Below are 26,238 nucleotides of genomic sequence, written 5' to 3' on the forward strand. Positions count from 1 at the left end.
GCTCTTGCGCTACTCTATAAAATAATTTTCATTTACAAAATCGCTATGAACCTAATAAATTCATTTTAATAAATCTAACAAATGTTTTTAATTCATCAAATTCACAGCCATAGAAGACTGAAGTTAAAAGATATATTACTATCAACAATAATACTTCAATGACAAAAATATAATGATATACAACGTTATTATTAATAAGTTTAAAACAACACAAGGTCACAAAAAATAAACAGTATTGACACATTAACACAACTTAAAATAAAGTGCTTTTGTTCAATTTACGAACACAGGAATAACATTCCTAATTTTGAAAATAACAAAAAGGATTTATTATGAAAAAACTAGCTGCAATTGCATTCGCACTCTGTACTCTTGGCAGTAATGTATCAAATGCAAACGAAGGTATAACAATTCAAAGTGAAGATTACGGAGTGAGCGGTTACTTCGAAACAACCCTAAATGCGAGTTCACTAAAGAATACAATATCTAACAAAGATAATACTGTTAAATTTAACCTCTCTGATGACCTTAATAACCAAATAAGCAGTTCTATTACTTTTAATGGGAACACTTTCAACTTAAAACTAGATAATGTAAATAAAACGGTCGACATTTCTGGTTTTGACATTAATAACAAAAAGTTGATTAATAGCGAAAAGCTAAAAAGTTCATTAACCCGTATTTTTCGTGATTCTCAAAATCATGTCGAAGATATTTTAAATGCTCAAACTAAACTGGACAAAGAATCAAAAATCGTTCTATTCAAGTTTTTTGAGTTTCTTTCTACTTATCCAGTAGGTATGCCTCTAGAGCAAACGATTGAGCAAGACTTCTCGGCTCAAGGATGGACAGATCTTTGTCCTTATATGGGCAAGTACAAAACCGCTATTTGGGATGTTACCTATGTTGGTGTTAAAACCCAGCGCTATAAAGTAGGTGGTCACGGCTTCTGTGCGGCTCGCTGCGGCGCTGGCTGTCCTATGTTTGGCGACGGCCAATATACACAAGATTGCTTGAATCATGATGCCTGTGCCGACGTGGAAGGCGAGCAATTAGGTGTCTGTGGCGATGAGTGGACGTCCGCATCTGATGATTTCTGGTTCTCACCAGACTGTACTACACCACCTTCAAGCTAAGTGATTCACTAAAGGGGAGTGAGCGCTCCCCACCTCTTTCTCATTCAACCTTAGACACTCTACAGGTTGACTTGATCTCTCTTGGTCCCTATCAGACAATGGGTGCATAAAACGAACAAGGATGGAATTTATGTTTAGCCAAAGACGGCTTTTAGCCTTATCTATTATTATGGCATGTATTGCCATCGCCCCATTAGTTGCCCTTTTACTAGCTGAAATTATATCTAGCCAGTTAAACTGCATTGTCAATGAGCGCAGTGATATCCCCTGTGAGTTGTTAGGCACTGACATAACCATGTTACTCGTCAGCTTTTATGTGAGTGGATGGGCAAGCTTTATCACACTGCCTCTAGCTGGCGGTATCGCAGCATTACTGTATTTAAAGTATCTAGATCTGAAACTAATAAATCGTGAACCATAACCACAGCGCTTTCTGCCTGTTCACTTTAAGGCATGTACTTATAAAGGATCTAAACGCAACAGCATTGCCTCTGTATTTATAAGGACCATTTTAGGTTCACTGGCAGTATATAACTATTATTCAGGGACAAAGAATGAGCATAGTGAATGCGTGGTGGTAAAGGGGCGAAATACCGAGTGCTGACTTTACCTTCGGTAAATAAGAGCAGTTGTCATCTTATGAAACGGCCACTTTTAAAACCAATACCAAGATAGTGGCGTACATAAAGTAAAGCCCCGAGTATCAGCCGGGGCTTAACGCTAATTTTGCCGACTTCTCGGCGCAATTTCTATACGATGTCTATTTTACGTAATAATACAGCGTGTCTTGCTCTGCGCCGCTATACGCTCCGCTGCTATATGGCCATTGATCGAACTTCACATTATGTTGATACAACGCCGCACCGATACGTGTATACCCATCACCTCGGCTCGTTGATTTTGTACTTAAGCTGATGAACGAGTAGTCTAGCCCCGAAGCACTGCATCCAGAGCCTTCTTGCAACCAAATCATACCAATGTCATACGGTACCGGTGGCTGACTGAGGTCGGTAGTTTGTGATAAAGCGACACAGTTTGCACTCTCGAGCTTATCTTTATTTAACTGAGAAACTTTGCCATGTTCATCCACAAACATCATACCTGTGGTCATGTTTTTCTGTATTGCTTGCCATTGCTCGCTGGGAAGAACACCTAGTTCATTTAGGCTCAGTGGCAAACTTACGGCAATATTATCCAAGCCATCTTTGTGGTGCGCGACTAAGGTCCAGCCTCCACCATTAGCGGTCATTTCACAGTGCGCATAAAATGGGGCAACGCCGCCCTCTCCATCTGGGTCAATCTCATACATGCCTGAGCTTGCTGTTGGATCTTGCTGTTTAATAGACGCACACGTAGTACCCAATGATGGTTCTGGCTCTGTTGGTGGAGTGACATCATCACCCGAGTTTACAAAGCCACCAAAGTACTCTAACTCTCCTATGACACGATAACTGTGACCTTGTGTATTGTGTATCTTCAGTCGAACAAACTTACCAACCGCAGGTTGCGATAGTTCAATCGTTTGATCTAGACTTTTCACCAACGAGAATGACTCATGGTCAACAAAGTTAACATTGTCGTTCGAAACTTGCAGTGTGACATCTTTAACGCCCATACCTGGATTGGAAGCGGCAGAGTACAACATCACTCTGAACGCCGTGATATAGGCAGAAGAATTAAAGCTCACTTGCAGCCAATGCTCTTGGGCAAGCGTAGTCAACCAAATACCACGTTTGATTTTAGCCGCTGCATCAGCGTTAATCTTGGTGGAGGAGTTATACCCATCAAACGCGCCCGAAGCACTGTCAGCTGCATAATTGTGACTTGAGCTGTACGATGATTCCGTTAAACCATTTGTGCCTATGAGTGCGATGTTGCCGTATTGTCCACTGGTCTCCCCCGGTACCACTGTAAATGTGTCCGAAGTTGATAAACGCAGAGACATGGTGTCTTTACCATAATGGGTATTATCTTGGGCAAACAGATTGTTTTTCATTGACAAAATGCTGACCATCTCTAGCAAATGACTGGTCTCTGAGTCTCTTGATTGCTCTTCTTGCAGCAACAACTTGCCCTGTAACTTCTGAAACCCCGCTTCGTTAATCGCTTCTTGGGTCAGGTTAAATGGCGTCCCATCATTTGTCGTGCCGCTATTTACCTTGTTGTACACAGCTAAATAGCCAATAGACTCCTCAACATGTGCATTACCAGCTTCTTGTTCATTGAGACTAATGCCAAATGTTTGTTGAGAAGTACTCGATACTCTAAGTGAGTATGCATCAGGGTCATTTTGGGTTTGGCCACTGACAAAAACATGAGGCGCATGGGCAAAGCTCTCACTAAAGAACTGGTGTTTCGAGCCAGTACCAAGCGTCAGCTCTCCAGCCTCCCACACACTGCCATCTTCTAAGTGGTGGCGTCCCTTTTCAACCACTAAAAACGACACATATTCTTCACCGTGAATCCCGTCTAAGTATGACCACTCTTTAAATTGAACGTCAAAGCTACTCGCAGTCACGTTAGAAATAGAAACAACACCAGGCTCCTTATCGTTAAAAGTGGGCACAGACGGAATGATAATTGGGTCATGATAACCATTAATAGGAATGGTGATTGTCTGGTCCGTAATGGAGACATTTTCAATTAACGTAAAAGCCTGCGCGACAGGCGTCATAGCAGTTAACAGGGATGCTAAGCCAATTGATTTAAGCATAACTAGATCCTTTATAGATGAGAGTAGAGGCGTGGGCAACATAGATGAATATCACTTCATGGCATTGCCCGTTTCGTTGAACTTATTATGTTGGAACTATTGAATAACCCAATCTAACTAGAAGCTACCAAATCCGCATATAAATGTATTTATATGCATGACTAGGGCGTCAACAAATAGAATATTAACATGACTGAAATCATAAAAAATAATGAAATATTATTAAGTTAGAAAGGTTTTGAGTATTTTTAAGATAAGGTGTGGAAGGTAAAAAGCTTAATATCGGGATTATTTTAAAACCATTAAAAAACAAAAACCCCAGCCGAAGCTGGGGTTTTTATAAGTAAACTTAATTAAAAATTAAGCTTTCTTAGGACGTTCAATCACGTCAACTAGCGTCCAAGATTTTTTCTTAGAGATTGGCGCACATTCGCGAATAGTCACGACGTCACCTGCTAGTGCTGTGTTGTTTTCATCGTGTGCGTGCAACTTAGTTGTACGCTTGATGAATTTACCGTAGATCGGGTGTTTAACCTGACGCTCGATAGCAACAACGATTGACTTATCCATTTTGTCGCTAACTACACGACCTTGAAGAGTACGGATTTTATCGCTCATTATGCACCTGCCTTCTGGTTGATAACCGTTTTAACACGCGCAATACTGCGACGTACTTTTTTCAGCTCGTGAGTTTGAGCTAGCTGACCAGTGCTCGCTTGCATGCGCAGGTTGAACTGCTCACGAAGAAGCTCTAGAAGTTCAGCTTTAAGCTCTTCTACGCTTTTGTCTTTCAATTCGCTAGCTTTCATTACATTACCGTCCGAGTTACAAATGTTGTTTTGAAAGGTAATTTACGAGCAGCTAGGTCGAATGCTTCACGAGCAAGCTCTTCTGAAACACCTTCCATCTCGTAAAGTACTTTACCAGGCTGAATTTCAGCAACCCAGTATTCAACAGAACCTTTACCTTTACCCATACGAACTTCAAGCGGTTTCTCTGTAATCGGCTTATCTGGGAATACACGAATCCAGATTTTACCTTGACGCTTGATGTGACGCGTCATAGCACGACGAGCTGCTTCGATTTGACGAGCAGTCATACGGCCACGGCCAGTCGCTTTCAAGCCGAAAGAACCGAAGCTAACTTTGTTACCGCTAGTAGCAAGACCACGGTTGCGGCCTTTGTGTACCTTGCGGAATTTTGTACGTTTTGGCTGTAACATTAGTCGCTACCTCTTACTTAGCACTTTTCTTAGCTTTCTTCGGTGCACGTTTAGCTGGCTTCTCTTGCTCTTGTTTCAGTGGAAGACCACCGATAACTTCGCCTTTGAAGATCCAAACTTTAACACCGATGATGCCGTAAGTAGTCAAAGCTTCTGAAGTAGCGTAATCGATATCAGCACGTAGAGTGTGTAGAGGTACACGACCTTCACGGTACCACTCAGAACGTGCGATTTCAGCGCCGCCTAGACGACCGCTAACTTCAACCTTGATACCTTTAGCACCTAGACGCATTGCATTTTGAACTGCGCGCTTCATAGCACGACGGAACATAACACGACGCTCTAGCTGTGAAGAGATACCGTCAGCAACTAATTGTGCATCTAGCTCTGGCTTACGTACTTCTGCAATGTTGATTTGTGCAGGTACACCAGCAAGCTTAGTTACAGCTTGGCGAAGCTTTTCAACGTCTTCACCTTTTTTACCGATAACAACACCAGGACGAGCTGTGTGAATTGTTACACGGATAGATTTAGCTGGACGCTCAATAACGATTTTAGACACAGAAGCGTTTTTCAATTCCTTAGTAAGGTATTGACGCACTTTGTGATCGCCAAAAAGCTGCTCAGAGAAATCTTTTGTATTCGCGTACCAAGTAGATACCCAAGGCTTTGAGATACCTAGGCGAATACCAGTAGGATGAACTTTTTGTCCCATTACTTATATCTCCTAGCTATCTGAAACCACAACAGTGATGTGGCTTGAACGCTTAAGGATGCGGTCTGCGCGTCCTTTAGCACGTGGCATAATACGTTTCATTGTAGGACCTTCGTCTACAAATACTTTAGCCACTTTAAGCTCATCAATGTCAGCACCTTCGTTGTGCTCCGCGTTAGCGATAGCAGACTCAAGTACTTTTTTAACCAATACAGCCGCTTTCTTCGGGCTATACGCTAGGATTTCTAGCGCGCGATCAACCGGAAGTCCGCGGATCTGATCAGCAACTAGACGTGCTTTTTGCGCCGAACCAGAGGCGAATTTGTGTTTAGCTAATGCTTCCATCATACCCTCCGATTAACGCTTTTTAGCTTTCTTATCCGCAGCGTGACCGCGGTAAGTACGTGTAGGTGCAAATTCACCTAGTTTGTGACCGATCATTTCGTCTGTAACGAATACAGGTACGTGCTGACGACCATTATGGACAGCGATGGTCAATCCGATCATGTTAGGGATGATCATTGAACGACGGCTCCAAGTCTTGATAGGCTTCTTGTCACCGCTTTCCAACGCCTTCTCTACCTTCTTCAGCAAGTGTAGGTCAATGAATGGACCCTTCTTGAGAGAACGTGGCATGGCAATTCCTCAACTATTACTTAGTACGACGACGTACGATAAATTTATCAGTACGCTTGTTCTTACGTGTCTTAGCACCTTTAGTAGGCTTACCCCATGGAGACACAGGGTGACGACCACCAGATGTACGACCTTCACCACCACCGTGTGGGTGGTCAATCGGGTTCATGGCAACACCACGAACTGTAGGACGGATACCACGCCAACGGTTAGCACCAGCTTTACCTAGTGAACGTAGCATGTGTTCAGCGTTACCTACTTCACCGATAGTTGCGCGACAATCCGCTTCAACTTTACGCATTTCACCTGAACGTAGACGTAGAGTCACGTACTGGCCTTCACGCGCTAGGATCTGTACATATGCACCAGCAGAACGTGCAATCTGAGCACCTTTACCAGGCTTAAGCTCAACATTGTGTACTGTAGTACCTACTGGGATGTTACGCATTGGTAATGTGTTACCAGCTTTGATTGGTGCATCAACACCAGACTGGATTGCATCACCTGCTTTAACACCTTTAGGTGCGATGATGTAACGACGCTCACCGTCTGCATATAATACAAGAGCGATGTTTGCGCTACGGTTTGGATCATACTCTAGACGCTCAACAACAGCTGGAATGCCATCTTTAGTGCGTTTAAAGTCGATTACACGATAGTGATGCTTGTGACCACCACCGATGTGACGAACCGTGATACGACCGTTGTTGTTACGACCACCTGATTTAGAGTTCTTCTCTAGTAGCGGAGCGTATGGCTTACCCTTGTGTAGATCAGGGTTAACCACTTTAACGACGTGACGACGACCCGCAGAAGTTGGTTTACACTTTTGAAGTGCCATAATTCTAACTCCCCTTATTACTCGGCGCCGCCGACAAAGTCTAGCTCGCTGCCTTCTTTAAGAGTAACGTAGGCTTTCTTCCAGTCTGAACGACGGCCGAAACGCATGCCTGTACGCTTTGTTTTACCCTTAACATTTAGAGTGCGAACACCAGTTACTTCTACTTCAAAAAGCTTTTCAACAGCTGCTTTAACTTCAGCTTTGTTTGCATCTTTTGCTACTTTGAACACGATAGTGTTGTTCGCTTCAGCAGAGATAGTGCTTTTCTCAGAGATGTGTGGAGCAAGAATTACTTTTAAAAGACGTTCTTCACTGATCATGCTAATGACTCCTCAAGTTGCTTCACAGCACCAGCAGTAATTAGAACCTTATCGAAAGCGATTAGGCTTACTGGGTCGATGCCAGCTACGTCACGAGTATCAACCTTGTACAGGTTACGAGATGAAAGGAATAGATTCTCATCTACTTCTTCAGTCACGATTAATACGTCTTTTAGCTCAAGCTCTTTAAGCTTAGCTACTAGTTCTTTTGTCTTAGGTGCTTCTAAACCGAAGTTTTCAACAACAACAAGACGCTCTTGACGAACTAGTTCAGATAAGATGCTCTTGATCGCACCGCGATACATCTTACGGTTAACTTTTTGGCTGTGATCTTGCGGCTTAGCTGCAAAGCTCACACCACCGCTGCGCCAGATTGGGCTGCGGATTGTACCAGCACGTGCACGGCCAGTACCTTTTTGGCGGAATGGTTTCTTACCACCACCACGTACTTCAGAACGCGTCTTCTGAGCTTTAGTACCTTGACGAGCACCTGCTGCGTAAGCAACAACTACTTGGTGTACTAATGCTTCGTTAAACTCACGTCCAAAAGTAGCTTCGGAAACTTCAAGCGCACCAGCGCCTTTAATTGCTAATTCCATCACTAAATCTCCAGGACTTATGCTTTAACAGCAGGTTTAACGATAACGTCGCCGCCGATAGCGCCAGGTACTGCACCTTTAACTAAAAGCAGGTTACGCTCAGCGTCAACACGAACTAGTTCAAGGTTCTGTGTCGTAGAACGAACATTACCCATTTGACCGGCCATTTTCTTACCTTTGAAAACTTTACCAGGAGACTGGTTTTGACCGATTGAACCAGGAGCACGGTGAGATAGAGAGTTACCGTGTGTAGCGTCTTGCATGCTGAAGTTCCAGCGCTTAACACCACCTTGGAAACCTTTACCTTTTGAAGTACCAGTAACGTCTACTTTTTTCACTTCAGTGAAAAGTTCAACAGTTAGTTCTGAACCTACTTCAAACTCACCTTCTCCGCCGTTAAGACGGAATTCCCACAGGCCACGACCCGCTTCAACGCCAGCTTTAGCGAAGTGACCCGCTGCTGGTTTGTTTACACGGCTTGCTTTTTTCTCGCCTGCAGTAACTTGAAGCGCGTTATAACCGTCTGTAGCGTCAGATTTAATCTGAGTTACACGGTTAGGCGTCGCTTCGATAACTGTCACAGGGATAGATACACCATCTTCAGTGAAGATACGTGTCATACCCACTTTACGACCGACTAGACCTAATGCCATTTTCCTAAAACCTCTCTAATCTTTCGATTAACCCAGGCTGATTTGAACATCAACACCAGCAGCAAGGTCTAGGCGCATTAGAGCGTCTACAGTCTTGTCAGTTGGTTCTACGATGTCGATCAGACGTTTATGGGTGCGGATTTCATACTGATCACGCGCGTCTTTGTTTACGTGCGGAGAGATCAATACAGTGAAACGCTCAAAACGTGTAGGTAGTGGGATTGGACCACGTACCTGAGCACCAGTGCGCTTCGCAGTTTCCACGATTTCCGCCGTTGATTGGTCAATCAAACGGTGGTCAAAAGCTTTTAGGCGAATACGAATGCGTTGATTTGACATTCTTAAACCTCAATTAAAAGAGCATTTAAAAAGAGCATAAAAAAACCGCCGAAACTATCTTAAAATACCTAAGAAGTCGGTTGTTCTTTTATTTCTACCATCGAACTCCAAATCGGAGTTCCTGTTTAATAGTCTGAAATCCAGACTTTTCATTTAACTTTCAGCGGCCAAAAGCCGAGAAAGTTCGCACATTATAAGGATACTGGTGATAAATGCAACAACTAAATGCAATAATTTTTTCGCATAGCCACCACTTAACCGTCAATGCTAAAAACACCGCTGACAAAATAAATTATCTGCTTATTTTAGCGTCATACTTACTCAGCGTGTTCAACCTCGTACTATACTTATCGACAGAGTTTAAGGCGAAACACCAACATAAATAACATAAACGTGGGGCCTCAGCGCATTATCTAGGCTCTGCATGAACCCTCTGGACAATGGTCAGTCCAGTTAATCCCTGATATTCTATTGCAAAAATTAATACTTGGTACTGCGTATGCGCTTATTATCACAAAGCCTCAATGTGCTCGCTCGGTGGACAAATTGGCTCCTAGTTAAAAGTAAACTGTTACCGGAAGACCCCGTTTCACAGTTTAGTCTCGATCCTAGTCTGCCCACTTTTTACGTGACGCGATTAAATTCTCATGCAGATCTCGCAGCGTTGGACCGTATGTGTAAACAGCTTGGTCTGCCAAGCCCTATGCAAAAGCAAACAATCGGCAGTGCCGAAGTGCCGCGATTTATTGCAATGCAAAACCCAACGCCACTATTTTCCAAAACCGCTAAACCCAGCAATGCTTTGCAGCTGAGTAAAGAAATCTTTCACGCATTGAAAGCAAACCCAACTATCAAAGCACAGATCCTGCCGGTTTCGGTTTTTTGGGGCAGAGACCCAGGTAAGGAAAAGCCGGGACTTGCCACCTTATTAGGCCACTCGCTCACCCCGAGCTGGCTTAGGAAAAGTTTTGTCTTGTTATTTTCCGGACGTGATAATTTAGTTCGCTTCTCGGCTCCGATTGCAGTGGAGCAATTAATGAATGACAAGGCTGATGTTGAAGAACTCCCTCAAAAATTATTGCGTGTAGCCCGTGTGCACTTTCGTCGCCAACAACTCGCAGCCACGGGGCCAAAGTTGCCTTCTAGAGAAGCGTTGTTTAACTCAATCTTAGCCGCGCCAAGCATCAAGAAAGCCATTGCAGAGGAGGCCAAAGCAAAAGGTTTGAGCCACCACGAAGCTCGCCTCAACGCCCAAGAATTACTAGATGAAATTGCTGCCAATTATTCAGATGCCATGGTCAGAGTGGCCGACCGTGTTTTAACTTGGCTATGGAATAAACTCTACAATGGTATTGAGGTAAAAAATGCCGATGAGGTGCGTGCTTTAGCTGATAAAGGCCATGAAATAATCTATGTCCCGTGTCACCGCAGCCACATGGATTACTTACTTTTGACCTACGTAATTTACCATCAAGGGTTGGTGCCACCTCATATCGCAGCGGGGGTAAATCTTAATTTCTTCCCTGCGGGTGGAATTTTTAGACGCTCAGGCGCATTCTTCATACGTCGCTCTTTTGCCGGTAATAAACTTTACTCAACGGTATTCAAAGAATACCTTAGCCAGCTGTTTATCAAAGGTTACTCAGTGAAATTCTATACTGAGGGCGGTCGTAGCCGCACAGGTAGACTGTTACCACCTAAAACCGGTATGCTCGCCATGACAATGCAATCAATGCTGCGCGGTATCGATCGGCCTATTTCCATTGTGCCTGTCTATATCGGCTATGAGCATGTGATGGAAATAAATACCTACCTCAAAGAACTGGCAGGAAATACGAAGAAAAATGAGTCCGTACTCGGCGTATTTAAGGCAATAAAAAACCTAAGAAATTATGGACGAGGCTACTTAAACTTTGGCCAACCCATACACCTTAACCAGTACTTAAATGAGCATCAACCAGATTGGCGTCAGTCAATCTCTGCTGATGAAGCCCCCAAACCTCAGTGGCTCAACGGTCAAGTGGCCAATGTAGCGGATCAGATCATGACGAATATCAATGCCAGTGCCGCGTTGAATGTGATTAATTTGGTCGCAACTATCTTGCTCAGCAATGAACAATTTGCGCTTAGTAGACAGAAGCTCATTGAACAACTGCGCTTTTATATGGCTTTGCAAAAGCAAGCAAAGTACAGTGATTACGTCACACAGCCTAGTGAAGATGCGGAAGCCTTGCTTGAGCATGCGCTTAGACTAGAAAAGCTCGAAGTGCTACAAGATGGTTTAGGCGACATCATTACGATAAAAGAACAGGAACGTACACTATTCAACTACTATCGTAATAATATTTTGCATTTATTCGCAGTCCCAAGCGTGATTGCACAAATGCTCTTTAATCGCTACGAGGTAACACTTGAAGCGTGCGAAGAAAAGCTCGCGGCACTGTATCCGCTTTTTGCGAAAGAATGGTTTTTGACGCCTATGCGCGAAGGTTATATCAAAGACATACTCAATAGTTTTGCTGAGCACAACTTAATTACTTTTGATGGCTTTCAAGCTATCACCAACAAAGACAACAGTGCACTTACTAAGCTAGAAATGCTAGGTAAAGTGTGTCACCTAACGCTAGAGCGCTATGCCATCACCAGTAGTTTGATCTTAAAACATCAGGATATAAAGCGAACTGAGTTGGAAAGTGAAAGTGAAATATTAGCCAATCGCTTAGGCACACTGCACGGTATCAAAAGCCCTGAATTCTTCGATAAAAAGGTACTGAGCAACTTTATCAACACCTTGAAAGAGCAAGAGTATATTGCCATCTCCGAACAACAAACTATCAGTGCAGCAGCTCCATTGAACTTGTTGCAGCAACATCTGAATGATTTATTGCCAGCACGGATCTGGCAATCTATTCACGATACACTTTAACAATAATGCGTCAGTGCCTAGCGCTGGCGCATTACACCCTCTTGAATGGTCGACGCGACTAACTCGCCCTTGCGGTTGAAAAACTGTCCGCGAACCAAACCTCTACCGTTGCTGGCACTTGGACTGTCCACACTATAAAGCATCCAATCATCCAACCTAAATGGACGATGGAACCACATCGCATGATCTATGGTCGCCACTTGCATATTTGGCTGCATAAAAGAGAGCCCATGTGGCTGTAATGCCGTTGGTAAAAACTCAAAGTCCGAGGCATATGCCAAAAGATAATTATGAATACGTCTTTCATCTGGCATTTTACCATTGGCTTTGAACCACACATGGCGTATAGCCGGTGCTTTTTGCGGCTGAAATGGGTTTTGGAAATTGACCGGTCGCATATCTAATGGCATTTCCTGTGTAAACTTAGGTCTTAGAGACTCTGGGATCAGCTCCGCGTTATCCTGGTAAAACTGCAATGCAGACTTGAGCGTTTCTGGCTCAGGCACTGTCGGCATCTCGCTCTGGTGAGACATCCCAGGTTCATCACCTTGGAATGAGGCAGTCATATAGAAGATTGGTTTACCGTACTGAATTGCACTCACTCTGCGCGTGCTGAAGCTGCGGCCATCGCGGATATTTTCAACATCATAGACAATAGGCTTACTTGCATCGCCTGGGCGTAAGAAATAAGAATGCAATGAATTAACATAACGTCCTTCTGGAAGCGTATATTTCGCCGCGGATAGCGCTTGCCCCATGACTTGACCACCAAATACTTGAGGAAAACCAAGATCTTGACTCTGACCGCGATAGATACCCTGCTCGATTTCTTCCAAACTTAATAAATCAAGTAAGTCCTGTAGCACTTGACTCATTGCCCACCTCATCATTGTAGTTACTGCAATTACTGATAATAATACACTAATCTACTTTTAAATGAGTATTTATAATGGCTTATTGGTTATTCAAAACTGAACCGGACGCATATTCTCTCGACGACTTAAAAAATGCGCCGCAACAAAGTACATTTTGGGAAGGTATAAGAAACTACCAAGCTCGTAATTTTATGCGCGACAGTATGCAAGAGGACGACCTCGTCTTTATTTATCACTCTAGTTGCAAAGTACCTAGCGTGGTCGGTATCGCTAAAGTTACTAAAGCAGCTGAAGTTGACCCATACCAGTTTGATGCCTCAAGTGACTACTACGATCCCAAGTCCAACCCAGACAATCCCCGCTGGATTGGTGTTACGGTGCAATATGTTGAACAGCTCACCAATCCGGTGACATTAAAAGCGATCAAAGCGAATGAAGACATTGTCGATCTGGCTTTGAAAAAAGCGGGTCGCCTATCCATCATGCCAGTCACCGAAGCTGAATGGCAATACATCATCGCCATGTCACAACCGTGATCAACTGTGCTTTTTGCTGCGGCGAGTTTTGACTCGCCCTTCTTTTGGAATAATGGTGATGTAAAGGAGCAGCGCAATCCAAGAAAAAAACAGTGTACCTATTAACCAACCATTTTTTTCGTGCCCTTTAGAGCGTTTACTGCCTGCCACTAGACCAATTGGCACGATATATAAGCATACTGCAAACACCAGTAACATCAGCTCATTCATATCTGCTCCCAAGCTACCTCATTTACTAATACCCGTTGTGGTGCAATGTAGTGAACAATATCCCCGGCTTTAATGTCATAATCTAACGGGGGATTTAAATCCATGTTTTGACCACTACGATCATGCGCGATGCCCAACAAAGTCGCGTTATGATGTTCTTTAAAGAACATAAACAGCTGCCCAAAATGGCAGGCTTTCACGGACGAGGGCAGTTGCAAGCTAAACTGGGTATCGCCGTGCAATGTTGAAAGTAACTCTTCCTGTATTCTACTTGAGCCAGGATCCTGCATAGAACGCACCAAAATTTCAGCAGACATGGCCGAAGAGCATTCCACGTTTGAACAATGCAAGCGTAATAATCGTGCTTTCGTCTCGTCTGTAAAATGCGCGCTGATATGTGCGCCAGACTTTACCATGGGACTAAGTTTCAATGCCGTCGTAAATGTATGATCATCGTCTTTACCATCTACAATGACCTTATCCGCATACTCTACCGCCGCACGCTTCAATTGTTCGTCATCGGTAAAACTCACTAATCGCACAAAATCAACCTGTGCAAAACGCAGTAGTGGATGTTCCATATCTTCATGCACGGCCAGTACAATGCGCCTATCCACCCGCTTGTTATCCGCGAGAATAAATTCAATCATCTTCTCTGTGCGGGTGGGATGCCAACCAAAAATAATAATGTGATCTTTGAGGTGTGAGAAATTCTTTTCGCCTTTCATAGCCCTTTTTACCCATAATGTAATCTCTTGCCCGACTTTACCCAGCAACACGCCAAACAGCGCCAAGCCAAAGGGGATTTGAAATAAAGCGACAACCCACCGCCCTAGCTCTGTCGAAGCACTGAAGTCACCATACCCAACTGTTGATGTAGTTACGACGTAGTAATAGACGTATGTATCGAGTGGCAATAATGCTTGCTCTTTTGACGTCCAAAGTAGTATCCAAGTTAGCAACATATGGCAAAACGTTGCCAGTAATAGAATTTCCCAGCTCGCTCTGTTTATGTGCGATTGAATTTGTACCAGTATGCGCTTCAATACGATTGGCATTAATTACCTTAGTTTTGTGTGTTGCTCCTTGATTGACATCATCTTATAGTGGCAGAGCAAGTCAATGCTTTAACGTTAAAAAGTTGCTTTTTTCAGCATATTTCTGTGAGCCTTACTCTCACTCAAATCAAGTAAAGAACTCGTAATTTTTGTATTTATATGTGTATACTTTGGAAAGCAGCAATAGTATGAGGTGAAAATATGGCGGGCGTATTAGCTTCAGTCGACCAACGCACACAGTTGGTGGGTGAAAATCGATTAGAATTGTTGCTATTTCATTTACACAGTAGACACTTATTTGCACTCAACGTATTTAAGGTCAAAGAAGTCGTCAAGTTACCACATCTCAATAAGATGCCTAACGCCCACCCAAAAATTGCGGGGGTTACTAATATTCGCGGTGAGTCCATTCCTGTTATTGATCTGAGACAAGCTATTTGCATGCCCGATACAGAATACGACAGTGACAGCAACTTAGTGATCACCGAATACAATCGTACTGTTCAAGCATTTTTAGTCGGAAAAGTTGATCATATCGTCAATACAACGTGGTCAGATATTATGCCCACACCAAAATCTGTCGGACGTAATCACTACTTAACGGCTTTAACAAAAATTCAGCGTGATGGCACTGAACATATTGTTGAGATCATAGATGTTGAAAAAGTACTGGCTGAGATTATCGATTACGACGTTGAGATCCCTGAAGGTGTACTAGACGAAAGTATCTTAGCACAGTTTCAAGGGCGCAAAATCCTCCATGCTGATGACTCGGCGACTGCCCGTCGCCAAGTCTCAGATACGCTTGCGCAAATTGGCATTGAAATCATCCCAGCTACAGATGGGCAAGAAGCGCTTAATCTGCTAAAACACTGGGCTGATGAAGGCATAGATGTGAACAATGAATTGATGGCGGTGATCACGGACGCTGAAATGCCAGTGATGGATGGCTATAGACTCACATATGAAATACGCAATGATGAGCGCCTCAAAGATCTGTACGTTATATTGAATACTTCCTTAAGTGGCAGTTTTAACCAAGCGATGGTAGAAAAAGTCGGCTGTAATGCATTTCTATCTAAGTTTCAGCCAGATCTGCTAGTACAAGAAATGCAAAAGCGACTCAAACAGATTTTGGGCTAATGGACTGTATAAAAAGACAGTAACCAATAAAATAAATATACTTTATTTTCAACACACTAGCTTTTTAACATACTGAAAATCTCTCCAAAAACTGGGCTTTAAATGCCACGCTAGGTATACTTTGCCCTCACTTTTCGAAATAGGCGCAAAGATGGACGTATCTGAATTACTTGACGGCTTGAATGACAAGCAGAGAGAAGCGGTTGCTGCACCGCTTAGTAACATGCTCATTCTCGCGGGCGCGGGCTCTGGTAAAACTCGAGTGTTAGTACACCGTATTGCTTGGTTGATGCAAGTGGAGCACGCTTCCCCCTATAGTATCTTTGCTGTGACCTTTACGAACAAAGCCGCCAAAGAGATGCGTTCACGTGTTGAAGAAACATTACAAAGTCCTGTTGGAGGCATGTGGATAGGCACTTTCCATGGGTTATCACACCGTATATTACGCGCCCACCACAGAGAAGCAAAATTGCCTGAGTCTTTCCAAATCCTAGATTCTGACGACCAACAGCGCATGATCAGACGCCTACTCAAAGCAATGAACATTGATGAAAAGAAATGGCCTACCAAGCAGCTCAGCTGGTATATCAGTGCACGTAAAGACGAAGGGTTACGCCCTAAAGATATCCAAGCGTATGACGCCACTGAGCAACTGATGCTTAACGTCTATACTGCGTATCAAGAAGCCTGTGACCGAGCCGGTCTAGTCGACTTTGCAGAAATATTACTTCGTTGCTACGAATTGTTGCAACAGCAGCCCGCTTTACTCCGTCATTATCAACAGCGTTTTAGACATATGTTGGTAGACGAATTTCAGGATACTAACAGCATCCAATATCAGTGGTTGCGATTGCTCGCAGGCGGCGAAAACAACATTATGATTGTTGGCGATGATGACCAAAGTATTTATGGTTGGCGTGGTGCAAAAATTGAAAACATTAAACGTTTCTTACAAGACTTTGATGCCGATACAATTCGCCTAGAACAAAACTACCGTTCAACCGCAACGATTTTGAAAGCGTCTAACGCCTTAATCCAAAACAACTCTGAACGTATGGGTAAGAGCCTTTGGACCGAAGGTAACCAAGGTGAGCCTATTTCCATCTATGCAGCTTTCAATGAGTTAGATGAGGCACGTTTTACCGTCGATAAAATTAAATCTTGGTTGCAAGATGGCAATGCTCTGACTGATTGTGCGATCTTATATCGCAATAATGCGCAGTCTCGTGTTTTGGAAGAAGCCTTACTACAAGAAGGACTTAAGTACCGCATCTATGGCGGCATGCGCTTCTTCGAGCGTCAAGAAATTAAAGACGCGCTCTCTTACTTGCGCCTCATAAGTAACCGTAATGATGACGCCGCATTTGAGCGGGTGATTAATACCCCTACACGTGGTATTGGCGACAAAACTCTCAGCCATATACGAGACTGTGCTCGTAATGAGTCTTTGCCATTGTGGTATGCAGCAAAAGCAGTCATCGAACAGCAACACTTAGCAGGTCGCGCAGCGACAGCTGTTACACGCTTTATTGAATTAATCGAGCAGCTAGATGAAAAGCTCGTAGAACTCGAACTTGCTGAACAAGCCAAAACCACCATAGAACACTCTGGCCTATTAGCCATGTATCAAGCTGAAAAAGGTGAAAAAGGCCGTGCCCGAGTAGAGAACTTAGAAGAATTAATCAATGCCTGTGGCCAATTTGAGCTGCCGGTAGAAGAAGAGTTTACCTCACCCTTGCAAGGTTTCTTAGCCTATACCTCTTTAGAAGCAGGTGAGGGACAAGCTGACGAGCACGAAGATGCCGTGCAAATGATGACATTACACTCGGCAAAAGGGTTAGAGTTTCCGCTCGTGTTTATGGTCGGTGTAGAGGAAGGCATGTTCCCATCTCAGCAGAGTCATGAAGAGTCAGGCCGACTAGAAGAGGAGCGTCGCCTTTGCTATGTTGGCATGACACGCGCGATGCAAAAATTATATATCAGCCATGCAGAGAGTCGCCGCTTGTATGGCCAAGAAAAGTATCATAGCCCGTCACGCTTTTTGCGAGAACTGCCAGAAGAGTGTACTGAAGAGATCCGAATCAAAACACAGGTATCTCGACCTGCGAGTACAAACCGTTTCAGCGCATCCGTGAGCCATGCAGCTTTTGAGGACAGCGGTTTCAATTTGGGGCAACGCGTATTGCACGCTAAATTTGGCGCAGGTACGGTACTGAACTATGAAGGCAATGGCGCTCAATCTCGTATCCAAGTAAATTTTGATGATGTCGGCACTAAGTGGCTGGTCACGGCTTATGCAAGACTCCAAGCTATCTAATTTACCTGCGCTGCTTAACGAGCTAAAACAAGCGAGACATCGTCAGATATTGCTACTGTGCGGTAGCCGCCAATGGGGTATCGCACAATACAAAGCAATCATCAACGAAAACAATGCGCTCGCTTTGAGTAATGATGATCAATTTGAGCACGCAATTTGGCCCCAACATTTACATCAAATACTTGGCCAAGAGTTTCAATTTGTCTGCTATGACGGCTACAGTGGCATTGTCCCCAATAAGCTTACTGCCGTAGCGGGGACGGTGCAAGCCGGCGGATTGCTCATCTTACTAGTCCCAGAACTAGATATACTAAAGCAATGGTGCGACCCCGCTCTAGAAAAATGGCTATCCGAAGGAGAAACATCGTCTTCTAGCCCTTTCTTGCTACGATTTGCCAAATTTATAAAACAACACTCTATTTGGCTCATCAGTGAGCAATCAAACAATCACTTACCTAAACATTATACCGCGCCAGCCACTTATCTAAACTTAGCGCCACAATCGAACTCACTGGCGAGTATAATCCAGTGGCTATCAAAAAAAACAGCGGCACCTGTATTACTCAGTGCCGACCGGGGTCGCGGAAAATCAACAGTACTTGGGCTTATTGCAGCCCATTATAAAAAACAAAATATCGTGATCTGTGCGCAACAACGACGCGCCGTACAAAACAGTTTTAAACACTTAGCCATTGAGCTCGGTATACAGGAACCCAGCGTGCAACAAAATAGCCTGCACAACTTAACCTATATGCCACCTGACGTATTACTGGCTTCTCGACCTGACATCGACATACTGCTGATTGATGAGGCTGCTGCTATCCCAGTTCCAATGTTAAAGCAGCTTTTGACGTGCTGCCCTAAAGTGGTCTTTGCCAGTACCTTGGTGGGATACGAGGGCAATGGCCGAGGTTATACATTGCGCTTTCAAAGCCACTTACAAAAACATTACCCTCATTACTTATCGCTTCAATTAGAGGAACCTATTCGTTACGCGAATAATGACCCACTAGAGCGCCAACTGCGCGTATTGTTTGCTCTTGATAGCGACTATGACGCACCATCTACAATACAACCGGCTTCTATTCAATATCAGTCTATCTCGCGCGCTGATTTACTCAATGACGAAACACTACTAAGGCAAGTTTTCGCGTTGCTGGTGTTAGCCCACTATCAAACCTCCGTGAATGATTTAAGGCAACTATTAGACAGCCCAAGTAATCGCCTGTTTATTGCTACACAAGCAGAGCTCTTGATTGGCGTATGCTTAGTAAATATTGAAGGCAATTTAGATGCAACATTGGCTGCGCAAATAACATTAGGCACGCGTCGTCCAGCTGGCCACATGATGGCGCAACAATTGGCTCAATTACAGGGAGATACCGATTTTATAACCCGTAAAGGAGCACGTATTGTGCGTATCGCAGTTGCACCAACAGCACAACAACAGGGTGTCGGCCAAGCGCTTATTGGTTTTACGATGCAACAACTGCGCGAGCTGGTAAGCTACTTCGGCAGCAGTTTTGGTGCCCAAGCAAAGCTACTACGCTTTTGGCAAAAGCTAGGCTTTGAAGCAGTGAAGTTGGGCTTCAAGCAGGATAAATCAAGCGGGGAGTTTGCCGTTCTGGTGGTGCATCAAGATACCCCACTCAATATATCTGCTATTCGGACGCAGTTTAAAAGCCAATTATTTTTTGACCTGCCAACTCTGTACCAAGATCTGCCTTGGCAACTCGTTTACGAGCTATGTCATTCGTTACCTTCTGGTGAACTCAAGACAACTACGCAGAGTCAATTGACTTACCTTGCTAGTAAGCCGGCCACACAACAACAAATTGCGCCATTTCTTTACGACGCAATCATGACACAACCTAACATACTTTCAGCGCTTACAAACATTTCCCAAATGCGTTTGATTCTACTATTATTACAGCGCCATCAGCCAAAAGAATTAGTCTCAGAACTAAAAATAGAGTCAAAGAAACAATTACAGCTTGTTTTTCAACAGCTGTTATCGGAAGTTTATGCTGAAATCACGACTAAAAAGCGCCCTAATTAGCGGATTATTTTTATTAAGCTCAGTAATATATGCGCAAACACCTGAGCGCATCAAGCTCGGAATGAGTGTCGCGTTAAGTGGACCAGCCAGCCACATAGGCATGCAGTTAAAGGGAGGCCATCAACTTTACTTTGAGTATGCGAATGAACATGTACTTGATGAAAAGGCTCAATTGGACCTTTTGGTTCTCGATGATGGCTATGAGCCCAATCGAACCGTCGACAATATCCATTACTTAATACAGCACCACAAAATTCACGCCCTCATTGGCAACATGGGCACACCTACGGCCCACGCGATAAAAGACATTTTAAAACGCCACCAGCTCCCTTTTCTTATGCCTTACACAGGCGCCAATTTTTTATACAATAATCCACAATTTCCGACCTACACGCTAAGACCCAGCTACTTAGAAGAAGCTCAAGAGCAAATCAAATACCTCGTCGATGAGTTAGGACATAAAAAAATAGCGTTGTTTATTCAAGCCGATGAATTTGGCCTCACGTTAGAACAAAGCCATAGGCAGGCCCTGCGAGATAAAAATATCGAACCCGTGGTGATTGCTCGATTTCGCCGTAATACTAACGCTGTCGCGCGCGCGCTTACCCAAATCTTATTAACTGATACCACGGCTATCGCCATGATAGGCACATATGAACCGTTAGCAGCATTTATCAATCAAGCATATCGCGCTGGATTTAGAGGCACGTATACGAGCGTGTCATTTGTCTCTTCTGGCGCCCTATTTGACAATATTATTGCGCCTGCTCAAGTCATGGTCACAGAAGTACTGCCAAATCCTAACACTTGCAAAGGTCAAGTATGCGCACTGTATCGCAGGCTCAGCGCAGACAAAAAAGGCGCAATTAGTTATCAAAGCTTTGAGGGATTTGTAAACGCCTTTGTCTTTGTTGAAGCACTAAAGCATTGTGATGTAGAAACATTCTCAAAGTGTATTGTGCCTGCAATAAAAAAAGAGCGCAGTACCAATCCTGCAATTCAAGCGCTATTCAAACAACAAAAAAGCCGTGCAGAGCACCCCGTCTATAGGTCTTATTTGAAATATTGATCTATGCTTAGTACAAGCAAATAATGTTTGAGGCTAGCATGGATCTGATCAACTTTAGAGTAGGAAAAAAAACAATATCACTCAAGATTTTAGATATTTTGCTCACGGAGCGGTATGAAGGAAATTTAACCTCTTTGCCCAATGAAAACCCAAGCTTTCTCGGCGTCAAAGACTACATGGGTACACCAACCCCAATATTTGATTTAGGACTGATTTTAAACAACCAGTCTTCATACGAAACCAATCAATCTCTCGTTGAGTTGTTACAGCTCAGAGAGCAAGATCACAAAGCATGGCTTGCTGAGCTTGAACTAAGCGTACATAACGATGTGCCTTTTACCAAATCGAGAGATCCCAAGCAGACAGATTTTGGCAAGTGGTTTTACAACTTCAAAACCGATAATGAAGACCTGAAAGCCATTTTGAGCCGCTTTGAGGGGCCTCACGATAGATTGCATAGCATCGCCGATGAAGTGCTCAACCTCTGTAGTAAAGGTAAAAAAGATCAAGCATTAGAAACCTTAGAAAAAGAAAAACTCACCACGTTTACTAAACTGATTCGACTGTTCGAATCTGCTCGCGACCAAATCATCTTAGACCATAAGCCCATCATTGTGTTTACCACAGAAGATGGGCAACAACCGCACATTGGGCTGTTGGTAGACAGAGTAGAAGATAACATTCACTGTGATGAATCGGATATTAAGCCACTTCACGAGATGACCAATGTCGGCTTCGATATTGATCCGCAAACTAAAAAAATGATGAAAGGACTAATTAAACAAGGTGATAATCACAGCCTTGTGCTAGATCCTAGCGCCATATTTAGACCTGAGCACCTAAAGGGTTATGAACCCGTTGAAACTGAAGAATATGGATTATTTTAGACAAACAAAAACGCCGCGATAATCGCGGCGCTTTTAAATGGTATTGGCAATTAGCCTTTAGCTTGACGGCTTGCGCGCTTACGCTCACTCTCAGTCAATAGCTTCTTACGAATACGAATGCTCTCAGGCGTTACTTCTACTAGCTCATCATCATCAATGAACTCAAGTGCTTGCTCAAGCGTCATGACGATAGGTGGCACAAGGTTTTGCGCTTCATCTGTACCAGATGCACGAACGTTAGTTAGCTGCTTACCTTTAAGCGCGTTAACTGTTAGGTCGTTATCACGTGCGTGAATACCGATGATCATACCTTCGTATACTTCAACGCCGTGACCGATGAATAGCTTACCACGGTCTTGTAGATTGAATAGTGCGTTAGTTAGTGCTTTACCTGCCGCGTTTGCGATAAGTACACCATTCTTACGTTGACCAATGTTACCGCCTTTGTGTGGGCCGTAGTGATCAAACGTGTGGTACATTAGACCTGAGCCAGACGTCAGCGTCATAAAGTCAGTTTGGAAACCGATAAGACCACGTGAAGGCATCATGAAGTCCATGCGGATACGACCTTTGCCATCTGGAGCCATGTCAGTCATTTCAGCTTTACGCAGACCAAGTTGCTCCATGATAGAACCTTGGTGCTCTTCTTCAACGTCAACAGTAACTGTTTCGTATGGTTCTTCTAATTGGCCGTCTACTTCACGAAGAATTACTTCAGGGCGAGATACTGCTAGCTCGTAACCTTCACGACGCATATTTTCGATTAGGATACCTAGGTGAAGTTCACCACGACCTGATACGCGGAAGCTATCTGGGTTATCTGTTTCTTCAACGCGAAGTGCTACGTTGTGTACAAGCTCAGCTTGAAGACGCTCAAGGATGTTACGTGATGTCACGAACTTACCTTCTTGGCCTGAGAACGGAGATGTGTTTACAGAGAATGTCATTGTTACTGTTGGCTCATCAACAGAAAGTGCAGGTAGTGCTTCAACCGCGTTTACATCACATACTGTATCTGAGATTTTAAGCTCACCAAGACCTGTGATTGCAATGATGTCACCCGCTTGCGCTTCTTGCGCTTCGTGGCGATCAAGGCCTAAATAAGTCAGAACCTGACCAACTTTACCGTTACGCGTGCTGCCATCAGCGCCTACAATTGTAACCTGCTGATTGACTTTAACAGTACCACGCTTGATACGACCAACACCGATTACACCGATGTAAGAGTTGTAGTCTAGCTGAGAGATCTGCATTTGGAAGTCGCCAGCTGGATCAGCGTCTGGCTGTTCTACTTGCTCAACAATCGCTTCAAACATCGGCTGCATGTTGTCTGACGGCTCGTCTAAGTCTAGCGTTGCCCAACCGTTGATTGCTGACGCGTAGATAACTTGGAAATCAAGCTGCTCATCTGTTGCACCTAAGTTGTCGAATAGGTCGAATACTTGGTCCATTACCCAATCAGGGCGTGCGCCTGGCTTATCGATCTTGTTGATAACAACGATAGGCTTAAGGCCAAGAGCAAATGCTTTTTGCGTTACGAAACGCGTCTGAGGCATTGGGCCTTCTTGTGCATCTACTAGTAGAAGTACAGAATCAACCATTGATAGTACACGTTCTACTTCACCACCAAAGTCGGCGTGTCCCGGGGTGTCTACGATATTGATGTGGTAGTCGTTCCACTCAATGGCGGTATTTTTCGCCAAGATTGTGATACCACGCTCTTTTTCAATATCATTTGAATCCATTACACGCTCTTCGTTGCCACCGCGTGTCTCTAATGTGCCAGATTGTTCTAGCAACTTATCGACTAGGGTAGTTTTACCATGGTCAACGTGTGCGATAATCGCAATATTTCTTAACTTTTCAATGCTCATTACTGTTACTCAGAGAAGTTGGCCTTCAGTGATCCTAGTCGATCCACGCAATTTTGCGCGTCTAAGATACCGTTCCACTATTAAAGGTCGCGTATTATCCCCTAATAATGTGACAGATGAAAGTTTATCCAGTGATTTTTTGTCGATTTACCCTTTTTTCTCTCCATTTGACACCGAATAAAAGACGCTTAATCCGTTATAGTCTGTTCCTTATAATAAGACTAAATTCCACATAAATAGCTGGTACAAACGAATACCAATATGTTAACCCCTGACGAAAATGGCATGGGGGGTTACTTGGATACTTACTCGGTCGCTACGCAAAGCGTGCCTCTTTGTCTCTTTTAATATGGCAGCAATCTCTGAAAGCCCCTTGGAAATTTCGCACTAAAACTCGCTTATTTGGTGATACAGACTAAGCTTGATGTGACTTTTAGCGTAACGCACCAAGATGGTGCACCCCTCACAAATTTGGTGCACTATTTTAGTTCAACATCACAGTTACGGACGTTTAGAAATAAAATAAACCAACAATAACAACAACTTAATAAATTGGCACAGATCACGCTTAAAAGAGCGCAGTTAAGCAAATTACTGCAGCAAAAATAACCCATCGAGTCGGAGGACACATGTCACAATCGGTTTTAGATTTTATTAAAGAGAATGAAGTAAAGTTTGTAGATTTACGCTTCACGGACACTAAAGGTAAAGAGCAACACGTTTCCATTCCACATCATCAAGCCGATGAAGACTTCTTTGAAGATGGCAAAATGTTCGATGGCTCATCAATTGCTGGTTGGAAAGGCATTAATGAATCTGACATGGTATTAATGCCAGATGCAAGCACAGTTAAGCTTGACCCATTTGCTGAAGAAACAACCATGATCGTGCGTTGTGACGTACTTGAACCTTCTACAATGCAAGGCTATGAGCGTGACCCGCGTTCTGTAGCGAAGCGCGCTGAAGATTACATGCGCTCTACTGGCATCGCAGACACAGTACTATTTGGTCCAGAGCCAGAGTTTTTCCTTTTTGACGACGTTAAGTACAAAACTGACATGTCAGGCTCAATGTACTCAATCGATGCAGAAGAAGCATCTTGGAACTCTGATAAGAGCTACGACGAAGGCAACACAGGTCACCGCCCTGGCGTGAAAGGTGGTTACTTCCCAGTAGCACCAGTTGACTCTTCACAAGACTGGAGAAGTGCAACGTGTCTAGTGCTTGAAGAGTTTGGTCAAGTTGTTGAAGCGCATCACCATGAAGTTGCAACAGCAGGTCAAAACGAGATTGCAACTCGCTTCAATACAATGGTTATTAAAGCGGACGAAATCCAAGAGATGAAGTACGTTATCCACAATATGGCTCATCATTACGGTAAAACGGCAACATTTATGCCTAAGCCTGTTGTTGGTGATAACGGTTCTGGTATGCACTGTCACCAGTCACTAGGTAAAGACGGTCAAAACATCTTTGCAGGTGATAAGTATGGTGGTCTATCAGAAGATGCACTTTACTACATCGGCGGTATTATCAAGCACGCTAAAGCAATCAATGCATTTGCAAACGCGTCTACTAACTCATACAAGCGTCTAGTACCTGGCTTCGAAGCACCAGTTATGCTTGCTTACTCTGCACGTAACCGTTCAGCTTCAATCCGTATTCCAGTTGTACCTTCTGAGAAAGCGCGTCGTATCGAAGTACGTTTCCCTGACCCAACAGCTAACCCTTACCTTGCTTTCTCTGCAATGCTAATGGCGGGCCTTGACGGTATCAAAAACAAAATCCACCCTGGCGATGCAATGGATAAAGATCTTTACGATCTACCTGCTGAAGAAGCAGCTGAAATCCCAACTGTTGCAGCATCACTTGAAGAAGCATTGGCATCACTTGATGCTGACCGCGAATTCTTGACTCAGGGCGGTGTATTTACTGATGACTTGATCGATGCATACATTGCACTTAAGTCTCAAGAAGTTGAGAAATTAAACATGACAACTCACCCTGTTGAGTTTGAAATGTACTACAGCGTTTAATCGCTCATAAATACCAGCAGTAAGCAAAGGTAGGCAGCTACCAAGCGCAGTGTTTACTGCTATTTAAGTGTATT

Annotated in this window: 26 protein-coding genes; 10 read left to right on the top strand and 16 right to left on the bottom strand. The window is 43.8% G+C overall.

Annotated elements, in window-relative coordinates:
• The first annotated feature begins 332 nt into the window (after positions 1–332).
• Both N480_RS16015 and N480_RS16020 read left to right on the top strand, forming a co-directional pair.
• Positions 333–1,136, top strand: a complete 804-nt coding sequence (locus tag N480_RS16015) for a hypothetical protein (RefSeq protein ID WP_063373469.1) — start codon at positions 333–335, stop codon at positions 1,134–1,136.
• Positions 1,137–1,266: 130 nt separating this feature from the next.
• Entirely contained in the window at positions 1,267–1,557 is a 291-nt protein-coding gene (locus N480_RS16020; RefSeq protein ID WP_063373470.1) for a hypothetical protein, read from the top strand.
• A gap of 339 nt (positions 1,558–1,896) precedes the next feature.
• Here the strand turns inward: N480_RS16020 and N480_RS16025 are convergent, their stop codons facing one another.
• The 12 genes from N480_RS16025 to rpsJ all read right to left on the bottom strand — a co-directional run bounded on the left by N480_RS16025 (position 1,897) and on the right by rpsJ (position 9,174).
• Complete coding sequence (locus N480_RS16025; protein ID WP_063373471.1) at positions 1,897–3,849, bottom strand: discoidin domain-containing protein; 1,953 nt, start codon at positions 3,847–3,849, stop codon at positions 1,897–1,899.
• 360 nt (positions 3,850–4,209) lie between these two features.
• Positions 4,210–4,467 carry a 30S ribosomal protein S17 gene (rpsQ, locus tag N480_RS16030; protein WP_023398452.1) on the bottom strand — a complete coding sequence of 86 codons (258 nt, stop codon included), beginning with the start codon at positions 4,465–4,467 and terminating at the stop codon, positions 4,210–4,212.
• Positions 4,467–4,658: a 50S ribosomal protein L29 gene (rpmC, locus tag N480_RS16035; protein WP_063373472.1), complete on the bottom strand. Its 192-nt coding sequence runs from the start codon at positions 4,656–4,658 to the stop codon at positions 4,467–4,469. The genes rpsQ and rpmC overlap by 1 nt, the downstream gene beginning before the upstream one ends.
• Positions 4,658–5,071, bottom strand: a complete 414-nt coding sequence (gene rplP, locus N480_RS16040; RefSeq protein ID WP_023398454.1) for a 50S ribosomal protein L16 — start codon at positions 5,069–5,071, stop codon at positions 4,658–4,660. The genes rpmC and rplP overlap by 1 nt, the downstream gene beginning before the upstream one ends.
• A 13-nt stretch (positions 5,072–5,084) precedes the next feature.
• A complete protein-coding gene (gene rpsC / locus N480_RS16045) occupies positions 5,085–5,786 on the bottom strand; it encodes a 30S ribosomal protein S3 (protein ID WP_023398455.1) in 702 nt (233 codons plus the stop codon).
• A 12-nt stretch (positions 5,787–5,798) separates the two neighbouring features.
• The gene (gene rplV / locus N480_RS16050) at positions 5,799–6,131 is read right to left on the bottom strand and encodes a 50S ribosomal protein L22 (RefSeq protein WP_010386167.1); all 333 of its coding nucleotides are present in this window, start codon (positions 6,129–6,131) and stop codon (positions 5,799–5,801) included.
• A 12-nt stretch (positions 6,132–6,143) separates the two neighbouring features.
• On the bottom strand, positions 6,144–6,422 hold the full coding sequence (rpsS, locus tag N480_RS16055; RefSeq protein WP_010367084.1) for a 30S ribosomal protein S19: 279 nt from the start codon (positions 6,420–6,422) through the stop codon (positions 6,144–6,146).
• Positions 6,423–6,438: 16 nt separating this feature from the next.
• Positions 6,439–7,263, bottom strand: a complete 825-nt coding sequence (gene rplB, locus N480_RS16060) for a 50S ribosomal protein L2 (RefSeq protein ID WP_023398456.1) — start codon at positions 7,261–7,263, stop codon at positions 6,439–6,441.
• A 17-nt stretch (positions 7,264–7,280) separates the two neighbouring features.
• Positions 7,281–7,583, bottom strand: coding sequence for a 50S ribosomal protein L23 (rplW, locus tag N480_RS16065; RefSeq protein ID WP_023398457.1), 303 nt, complete (start codon positions 7,581–7,583; stop codon positions 7,281–7,283).
• A complete protein-coding gene (gene rplD / locus N480_RS16070) occupies positions 7,580–8,182 on the bottom strand; it encodes a 50S ribosomal protein L4 (RefSeq protein WP_023398458.1) in 603 nt (200 codons plus the stop codon). The genes rplW and rplD overlap by 4 nt, the downstream gene beginning before the upstream one ends.
• A 17-nt stretch (positions 8,183–8,199) precedes the next feature.
• Complete coding sequence (gene rplC, locus N480_RS16075; protein WP_010376387.1) at positions 8,200–8,835, bottom strand: 50S ribosomal protein L3; 636 nt, start codon at positions 8,833–8,835, stop codon at positions 8,200–8,202.
• Positions 8,836–8,862: 27 nt separating this feature from the next.
• Positions 8,863–9,174 (bottom strand): 30S ribosomal protein S10, encoded by a 312-nt coding sequence (gene rpsJ, locus N480_RS16080; protein WP_005495349.1) that lies wholly within the window; start codon positions 9,172–9,174, stop codon positions 8,863–8,865.
• Positions 9,175–9,673: 499 nt separating this feature from the next.
• On the opposite strand from rpsJ, the gene plsB reads away from it, so the two are divergent.
• Entirely contained in the window at positions 9,674–12,100 is a 2,427-nt protein-coding gene (gene plsB / locus N480_RS16085) for a glycerol-3-phosphate 1-O-acyltransferase PlsB (RefSeq protein ID WP_063373473.1), read from the top strand.
• A gap of 17 nt (positions 12,101–12,117) precedes the next feature.
• On the opposite strand, the gene tesB is transcribed toward plsB, so the two are convergent.
• The gene (gene tesB, locus N480_RS16090; protein WP_063373474.1) at positions 12,118–12,975 is read right to left on the bottom strand and encodes an acyl-CoA thioesterase II; all 858 of its coding nucleotides are present in this window, start codon (positions 12,973–12,975) and stop codon (positions 12,118–12,120) included.
• A gap of 74 nt (positions 12,976–13,049) precedes the next feature.
• Here tesB and N480_RS16095 point away from each other — a divergent pair, with 74 nt between their 5' ends.
• Positions 13,050–13,511, top strand: coding sequence for an EVE domain-containing protein (locus N480_RS16095; protein WP_063373475.1), 462 nt, complete (start codon positions 13,050–13,052; stop codon positions 13,509–13,511).
• On the opposite strand, the gene N480_RS16100 is transcribed toward N480_RS16095, so the two are convergent.
• Both N480_RS16100 and N480_RS16105 read right to left on the bottom strand, forming a co-directional pair.
• Complete coding sequence (locus N480_RS16100) at positions 13,512–13,721, bottom strand: hypothetical protein (RefSeq protein ID WP_063373476.1); 210 nt, start codon at positions 13,719–13,721, stop codon at positions 13,512–13,514. It abuts the gene before it with no gap.
• A complete protein-coding gene (locus tag N480_RS16105) occupies positions 13,718–14,779 on the bottom strand; it encodes a potassium channel family protein (RefSeq protein ID WP_063373477.1) in 1,062 nt (353 codons plus the stop codon). The genes N480_RS16100 and N480_RS16105 overlap by 4 nt, the downstream gene beginning before the upstream one ends.
• A 201-nt stretch (positions 14,780–14,980) precedes the next feature.
• Here N480_RS16105 and N480_RS16110 point away from each other — a divergent pair, with 201 nt between their 5' ends.
• The 5 genes from N480_RS16110 (at position 14,981) to N480_RS16130 (ending at position 22,254) form a co-directional block, all read left to right on the top strand.
• Positions 14,981–15,922 carry a chemotaxis protein CheV gene (locus N480_RS16110; RefSeq protein WP_063373478.1) on the top strand — a complete coding sequence of 314 codons (942 nt, stop codon included), beginning with the start codon at positions 14,981–14,983 and terminating at the stop codon, positions 15,920–15,922.
• 151 nt (positions 15,923–16,073) lie between these two features.
• On the top strand, positions 16,074–18,239 hold the full coding sequence (gene uvrD / locus N480_RS16115; RefSeq protein WP_063373479.1) for a DNA helicase II: 2,166 nt from the start codon (positions 16,074–16,076) through the stop codon (positions 18,237–18,239).
• Positions 18,184–20,298 (top strand): GNAT family N-acetyltransferase, encoded by a 2,115-nt coding sequence (locus N480_RS16120; protein ID WP_081231898.1) that lies wholly within the window; start codon positions 18,184–18,186, stop codon positions 20,296–20,298. Before uvrD ends, N480_RS16120 begins: the two co-directional genes overlap by 56 nt.
• Positions 20,264–21,367 carry an ABC transporter substrate-binding protein gene (locus N480_RS16125; RefSeq protein WP_063373481.1) on the top strand — a complete coding sequence of 368 codons (1,104 nt, stop codon included), beginning with the start codon at positions 20,264–20,266 and terminating at the stop codon, positions 21,365–21,367. Before N480_RS16120 ends, N480_RS16125 begins: the two co-directional genes overlap by 35 nt.
• 38 nt (positions 21,368–21,405) lie before the next feature.
• Positions 21,406–22,254: a chemotaxis protein CheW gene (locus tag N480_RS16130; protein ID WP_063373482.1), complete on the top strand. Its 849-nt coding sequence runs from the start codon at positions 21,406–21,408 to the stop codon at positions 22,252–22,254.
• 50 nt (positions 22,255–22,304) lie between these two features.
• Here N480_RS16130 and typA read toward each other — a convergent pair whose 3' ends face one another.
• Entirely contained in the window at positions 22,305–24,128 is a 1,824-nt protein-coding gene (gene typA / locus N480_RS16135) for a translational GTPase TypA (protein WP_063373483.1), read from the bottom strand.
• Positions 24,129–24,757: 629 nt separating this feature from the next.
• On the opposite strand from typA, the gene glnA reads away from it, so the two are divergent.
• Positions 24,758–26,164, top strand: coding sequence for a glutamate--ammonia ligase (gene glnA, locus N480_RS16140; protein ID WP_063356920.1), 1,407 nt, complete (start codon positions 24,758–24,760; stop codon positions 26,162–26,164).
• The last annotated feature ends 74 nt before the right edge of the window (positions 26,165–26,238 follow it).

Source organism: Pseudoalteromonas luteoviolacea S2607, from assembly GCF_001625575.1.
In the GTDB taxonomy this organism is placed as follows: Bacteria; Pseudomonadota; Gammaproteobacteria; order Enterobacterales; family Alteromonadaceae; genus Pseudoalteromonas; species Pseudoalteromonas luteoviolacea_E.